We start from the raw sequence: 1,580 nt of genomic DNA on the forward strand, positions 1-1,580 counted from the left end.
ACCACCGTCGTGGTTCCTGCCAACAGCACCGTAGGTTCGGCCACCGCTACTGCGCCAGATAACGTTTATGTGGGCACGAACCCTGCGGTCGTGAACTCGATCGAATCGGTCAGCGGTGCGGATGCCTGGAAGTTCGAGCAACTGACGCTGGATAAAACCCAAGTCAGCACCGAAGTTACCGACGAGCCAGGCTCGGGTACGCCAGGCAATGACAACCAGGGTGATCTGGTTCTGGTTAACATCGTGGCCAATCAGGTCTCGGTCAACGAGGCCACGCCACCCCTGTTCACCCTGACCCTGAACCGCGTGCTGGACAAGGATCTCACCGTCACCCTGAGCAACAACGCCACTGTTGTGTTCAAGGCCGGCGAGACCAGCAAGTCCTATGTCGCACCTGCCCAGGGTGATGACGTCTTCAAGGACGAAGGCAAGATCCAGATCGGCATCGTCAAGGCCGAAGTGCCGAATGCTACCTTCGAGAACCTGGTGCTAGGCGCACCTGCATCGGTCGATGTCACCGACACCATCAGCAAAGTCACGGCTGTGCTGGCTGTGGATAACACCTCGGTCGTCGAAGGCGGGAAGATCACCTACACCGTGACCTTGATCAGCGAAGACAGCGACCTGCCGGTGACTGGCCACGGCGGCGTGACCGTTACCTTGACCGGTGGCACCCAGGTGTTCATCGCCGCTGGCTCTGCCACGGGTACCGTCACCATCAATGCGCCAGATGACGTATACGTGGGCGGCCAGCCTGCGGTCACCAAGTCGATTACCGACATCACGGTCGCAGGCGCCAAGCAATTCGAAAACCTGGTGGCGGACAAGTCGCCGGTCACCACCACCGTGCACGACGAACCTGCCGGCCAGGGCGACCTGGTGCAGGTCAATATCGTCGCCAACCAGGTGTCGGTGAACGAAGCCACGGCACCGACCTTTACCCTGAGCCTGAACCGTGCACTGGACAAGGACCTGACCGTCACCCTGAGCAACAACGCTACCGTTGTGTTCAAGGCTGGCGAGATGACCAAGACCTACACGGCCGCGGCGCAGGGCGATGACGTGTTCAAGGACGAAGGCAAGATCGAGGTCGGCATCGTCAAGGCAGAGGTGCCGAACGCCACCTTCGAGAACCTGGTCATTGGCGGCCCGGCTTCGGTCAACGTTACCGACACGATCAGCAAGGTTACTGCGGTACTGGCTGTGGATAACACCACCGTGACCGAAGGCGGCAAGATCACCTACACCGTGACCTTGGTCAGTGAAGACAACAACCTGCCGGTCACCGGCCATGGTGGCGTGACCGTCACCCTGACCGGCGGCACCCAGGTGTTCATCGCCGCCGGGTCTGCCAGCGGTACCGTCAGCATCAACGCACCGGATGACGTATACGTCGGCGGCCAGCCTGCAATCACCAAGGCCATCACGGATATCAGTGTGGCCGGTGACAAGCAGTTCGAGAACCTGGTGGCCAACAAGTCGCCAGTGACCACCACCGTGACTGACGAACCTGCTGGCCAGGGCGACCTGGTGCAGGTCAATATCGTCGCCAACCAAGTGTCGGTGAACGAAGCCACGGC

The 1,580-nt window shown here is 60.6% G+C and carries 1 protein-coding gene; it reads left to right on the top strand.

The features are described from left to right. Positions 1-90: 90 nt before the first annotated feature. Positions 91-1,580, top strand: a 1,490-nt coding sequence (locus ACF8GB_RS00635; RefSeq protein WP_392526431.1) for an immunoglobulin-like domain-containing protein, incomplete at its 3' end; no start/stop codon positions are given.

This window comes from Pseudomonas sp. xss_4, assembly GCF_043104125.1.
GTDB classification, from domain to species: domain Bacteria; phylum Pseudomonadota; class Gammaproteobacteria; order Pseudomonadales; family Pseudomonadaceae; genus Aquipseudomonas; species Aquipseudomonas parafulva_B.